Source organism: Mesorhizobium sp. M0898, from assembly GCF_040319695.1.
In the GTDB taxonomy this organism is placed as follows: Bacteria; Pseudomonadota; Alphaproteobacteria; order Rhizobiales; family Rhizobiaceae; genus Mesorhizobium.
The window spans coordinates 1-4,549 of record NZ_JAMYOE010000100.1; the positions used below are offsets into that span (position 1 = coordinate 1).

At 59.9% G+C, this 4,549-nt stretch carries 6 protein-coding genes and 1 pseudogene; 3 read left to right on the forward strand and 4 right to left on the reverse strand.

Annotated features, from left to right (window positions below; translation table 11 throughout):
• Positions 1 to 599 precede the first annotated feature (599 nt).
• Positions 600 to 1,604: an ABC transporter substrate-binding protein gene (locus NKH90_RS34125; protein WP_352823681.1), complete on the forward strand. Its 1,005-nt coding sequence runs from the start codon at positions 600 to 602 to the stop codon at positions 1,602 to 1,604.
• Between the two features lie 606 nt (positions 1,605 to 2,210).
• Here NKH90_RS34125 and NKH90_RS34130 read toward each other — a convergent pair.
• From NKH90_RS34130 to NKH90_RS34145, 4 genes and pseudogenes are all read right to left on the reverse strand, one after another.
• Positions 2,211 to 2,402, reverse strand: a complete 192-nt coding sequence (locus tag NKH90_RS34130; RefSeq protein ID WP_352542958.1) for a hypothetical protein — start codon at positions 2,400 to 2,402, stop codon at positions 2,211 to 2,213.
• Positions 2,399 to 2,641: a hypothetical protein gene (locus NKH90_RS34135; protein WP_352542957.1), complete on the reverse strand. Its 243-nt coding sequence runs from the start codon at positions 2,639 to 2,641 to the stop codon at positions 2,399 to 2,401. Before NKH90_RS34135 ends, NKH90_RS34130 begins: the two co-directional genes overlap by 4 nt.
• A gap of 143 nt (positions 2,642 to 2,784) precedes the next feature.
• The gene (locus NKH90_RS34140; RefSeq protein WP_352542956.1) at positions 2,785 to 3,102 is read right to left on the reverse strand and encodes a hypothetical protein; all 318 of its coding nucleotides are present in this window, start codon (positions 3,100 to 3,102) and stop codon (positions 2,785 to 2,787) included.
• Positions 3,099 to 3,361, reverse strand: a pseudogene (locus tag NKH90_RS34145) (hypothetical protein). Before NKH90_RS34145 ends, NKH90_RS34140 begins: the two are co-directional and overlap by 4 nt.
• A gap of 492 nt (positions 3,362 to 3,853) precedes the next feature.
• On the opposite strand from NKH90_RS34145, the gene NKH90_RS34150 reads away from it, so the two are divergent.
• Both NKH90_RS34150 and NKH90_RS34155 read left to right on the forward strand, forming a co-directional pair.
• The gene (locus NKH90_RS34150; RefSeq protein WP_352542955.1) at positions 3,854 to 4,168 is read left to right on the forward strand and encodes a co-chaperone GroES; all 315 of its coding nucleotides are present in this window, start codon (positions 3,854 to 3,856) and stop codon (positions 4,166 to 4,168) included.
• 113 nt (positions 4,169 to 4,281) lie between these two features.
• Positions 4,282 to 4,549 (forward strand): TCP-1/cpn60 chaperonin family protein (locus tag NKH90_RS34155; RefSeq protein WP_352823685.1); only part of this gene is annotated, 268 nt, incomplete at its 3' end.

Sequence of the window (4,549 nt, forward strand, 5' to 3'; positions counted from 1 at the left end):
AGGAGAGCCTGAGGGCCTTGGCCGCCTGAGCACCGTCATGTGTCCGCCGCTCCGCTAAACACGGGGGCTGCGCGGCGGACACGCCAACGTCAACGCAATGCCACACCATTTTGCAGAACTTGACGCACACAACTTCCAGCCCAACCTATGAAGAGCGCCTGGACAAGATGGCCGTAGCGGATGGGTGCAGCGTCTGTGGCGCAACCCAGCCCTCTGCCAACGCGAACTTTGGACCCGATCCAGTCGTCACGTGGGATGAACTCGAACGTCTCGAATTGGTTCGAGAAGGCGCCTTTTGGCAATTACGCGATGGATCCGTTTTGTCAGCGCCCTGGAAGGTACGAGGGTTCCGTAAAGGGCTTGGCCTTGGCTGAGAGCATTGCCCTCGCCACGAACGTTGAGAAGGCGTATGGTCGTTAATCGTTGGCTGAAAGCGTTCTTGGCCACCGACTGAAGAACGAGAAGACTCCCGCCTTTAACAGGGCGTGCTCCAACTCGCGATTACTCGGCGCGCTCACGCATTGTCCGTCCTCTATTGGGGCCATTTGGTTGATTCCTGGGGATGATCAATTTGCCAAAGGAGCGTCCCGATGAAGCTAATGCAGGATCGTCGCACATTCCTGACCGGCCTGTCGGCGATCGGCGGTGCCGGGCTCCTCAATGTTCGCACATCTAGTGCGGCCGGGGAGCCTGCTCTGGAAACGACAACCGTCCGCTTGGGGCAGTGGGTCGGAGGCGCTTACTGTTGGGCGTCCATCTACCTTGCCGGAGAACTTCTGCGCGCCGACGGTTTCACCGATATCCAATATGTCGAAGGCGACACCCACATCGACAATTCCAAGTGGCTCTCCGCCGGCCTGATCGATTTCGACATGAACATGCCGTCGATGCACATTAGGTCCATCGACGCCGGCGTGCCGGTGAAAGTGCTGATCGGCGTGCATTCCGGCTGCTTCGAGTTGATCGGCAACGACAGCGTCCGCAGCATCAGGGATCTGCGTGGAAAGCGCGTCGGGGGAGGGTCGGTGGAGTCGCATCCTCACATCCTGACGGCTCTCATGGCCAACTATGTCGGGCTTGATCCCGTGCACGATATCGAGTGGGTGGAGGGTGAACAAGCCCCAATGCAAATGTTCATCGACGGCAAGGTCGATGCCTACATGGCAGGTCCGCCCGAACCGCAGATCCTGCACGCCCGGAAGATCGGCCATACAATCGTCAACAACGGGACCGACCGCCCGTGGTCGCAATACTTTTGCTGCATGGTTGCCGGCAAGGCGGACTACGTGAGCAGATACCCGGTCGCGACGAAGCGGGTGTTGCGCGCCATTCTCAAATCCGCTGACCTGTGCGCTTCTGATCCGTCGTTGGCGGCACAGCAGCTCGTCGACCGAGGCTTTCTACCCAACTATGACGAAGCGCTTGGGACGCTGAACGGTGCTCAGCACGACAAGTGGCGCGTGTTCGACGCCGAAGACAGCGTGCGCTTCTATGCGCTGCGCATGCAGGAGACCGGCATGATCAAGTCGAGCCCGCAACAAATCCTGTCCGACGGAACGGACTGGCGTTTCCTCGAGGAGCTCAAACGCGAGTTGAAGGCCTGAGACCCTAGCAGACGCAGTCACGCCTTGGCGCTGGTCATAGCGCGGGCGAGTGAGCACGACGCGCCGAAGGACGAGCGCCTGCCGACAATCGGAATGGCTCAGGACATCACGTTGACATCGCAGGACGGGACGCGCGTGTCGCTGCGCGATTTTCGCGGCGACCAACGCGGCCGGATGGTGGCAGCAACCAGCCTGCAGATATTAGTTGTCTCTGGAGGACTGCTGTTTCGTGGGAGCAGCCGTTTCCATCAACAGCAACCACACGGCAACAAATGTCGCAAACGTGAGCGCCATTCCGCTGGCGACCTCCATCTTGGCCGCAACGACGGTGCTAGCCGTTCTCGACTGCGGCACTGCGTTGGTCGCTTGCTCCAGGAGGCGACATTCCGGTGTTATCAGAACGTTCGTGATTCGGGGCCTACCTACCGAAAATCGCACACTTCATCGAATCTGCGGCTGGGGTTTGGGAAGGAGAGCGTCATGATTGGCCCGCCGCTGCCTCGTGTGGGACAATTGGCGGCGCCGCAACCCACGCCCTCTGGCACTCGGCATTGCGCTGATTGAGGGACAACATGCTGCGCGTCGCATCCGACCGGCTGAGGCCGGTCATGGCACCACGTCGATCAGCGCCGGAATTCCACTGAAGACATGATAGACGGTCCAGGACCGATCCGCCTCGACGCGGCGGCCATATTGACGGTCCGCGAAGTCGCGTCCCGATGTCCCACCCTCATTTTCCCAGACCGCAAGCCCGGCGGCGTTGCACTGCCGATCGGTTTCGTTGCTACGGGCACTCATGGCGTTGGCCTTTCCTCATTGATCGCTTCCGTGGCCAGAACGCCGGAATAGAGCGTTGCGCCCTTCGCGTCGGCGATCGTCATGGCGTCCGGCCGCTGCGGCATGTTCAAGGTTTTGGCCAAAAGCCTGGCGATCTCGAGCGCATGGTCGAGGTTGGCCGCTTGCGCCGTCTCGCGCCCGACCACGGCATGCGCATCGTCCGAGGTTCGGGTGCGATAGAATTCGATCACGATCTTCATCGTCATCCGTGCCCGTGTCGCTACGTCAGTTCTTGCCCTTGCCGCGCCGGGCATTGATATCGGCTGCAACTCTGGTGTGGGCGCCGAATACGCTTTCAGGCTTGGGCGGGACCTTCTCCTGCGTCGGGTTCCCGATCTTCCGGCTAAACCATTTCTGTCCCTTTGACACGTTCGAAGATCCTTTCGATGAGCGTTGTGCTGTCACCGGGCGAAGTGTCGACCGGTTCGAGACTGTCCTGCATCGCCACCCGTTCATGAAGTTCGACGTCGCTGCGGATGCGGTACTGCAGCGAATTTCCGCTCGGCGGGAGCCTTGCTGTGACGCGGTAGATTTCCGCGGCCTTTGGAAACGTGCCGATGCCGCTCTTCAGCCGGACAGCTTGTCCGACGGCAAAGAGATGCGTTGCGGCTTCGCGGCGGACTGGGCGTGCGTTGCGTTGCATCAGGGTTGTGGTTCTCATGATTGTCTCTCGTCCAGCTCCAGCGAGGCTTGAAGCAATGCCGGTTCGATCGGCACCATCTGCTGCGTAGCACCGCTCGCGGTGATCGCCGGAGGTGAATGAAGGTGGCCACGCGGCGCCATGCGATCTGGGAAGTCCCTTCGAGGGCCTCCTCGTCATGGTCAACCCGATACTCTCCGGGCGGTTGCGGTGTATCAAAGCCGGGCAGCGAAAACGCCGACTTGAAGCGAACGACTGTATTTGTGGTGCGGCTGGTCATGAATTGCGGCTTTCCGCGGAAACGGGCGGCTGCGCCTTTCCGTATCAGTCCCACTCGAACCGCCGGGACGATGCCCGACGCTGCCAGTACATCCGTGGTCAGCGTCGGTTTCATTCCAGGATCCGAACGGAACGAGATGTGCGCCGGACCGGCGCATGCACTCATTTTCGAGAATTCGGTGGTGAATGGCGGGGCTCTGACACAAAGCCAACTCGACCCAAATCAACAAGTTTTACCTATGCGCCTCAATTGAGTTCCAAACAAGGTCGCGGCCTCCTTTATTTGATCTTTGAAATAATAACCCGCATCCGCGAAATTCAAGCCGGCAGAAAGTTTTCCTCACATCCGAACGAATTTCTGGCGTCTCGAATTATATCATTCGAATTCTTGGCCATTGGCCAGAAATAATTCTGGCACTCCTATCTATCGAGTGCCAACGCGCCTATATCAGGGGTAGCGGCCGCCTATGCTGGCCCCAGAAAGAAGTTCCCCATGAAATTCCGGCCACTCCACGATCGCGTCGTCATTCGCCGCGCCGAAGGCGACACCAAATCCAAGGGCGGCATCATCATTCCCGACAATGCCAAGGAGAAACCACAGGAAGGCGAAGTGATCGCCGTCGGCCCGGGCGGACGCGACGAGAATGGCGCGCTTGTTCCGCTCGACGTCAAGGCCGGCGACCTGATCCTGTTCGGCAAATGGTCGGGCACGGAGGTCAAGATCTACGGCGAGGACCTTCTGATCATGAAGGAGGCCGACATCATGGGCGTCATCGACAAAGCTGTCGAAGCCAAGAAGGCCGCCTGACTGGAGCGGCGCGTGTCCCTCAAGGCGCGCAAAGGTCGCTCCAGTATTTGAAAGAACAGGCGCAGCGCGTTCCGCGCGGCGACCGTTCCACTCCAAATTCGACGGGATAAAAAATGTCTGCCAAGGAAATCAAATTCTCCACCGACGCCCGCGACCGCATGCTGCGCGGCGTCGAAATCCTCAACAACGCCGTCAAGGTGACGCTCGGCCCCAAGGGCCGCAACGTCATCATCGACAAGGCCTACGGCGCGCCGCGCATCACCAAGGACGGGGTGACGGTGGCCAAGGAAATCGAACTTTCCGACAAGTTCGAAAACATGGGCGCGCAGATGGTGCGCGAAGTGGCCTCGAAGACCAACGACCTTGCCGGCGACGGCACCA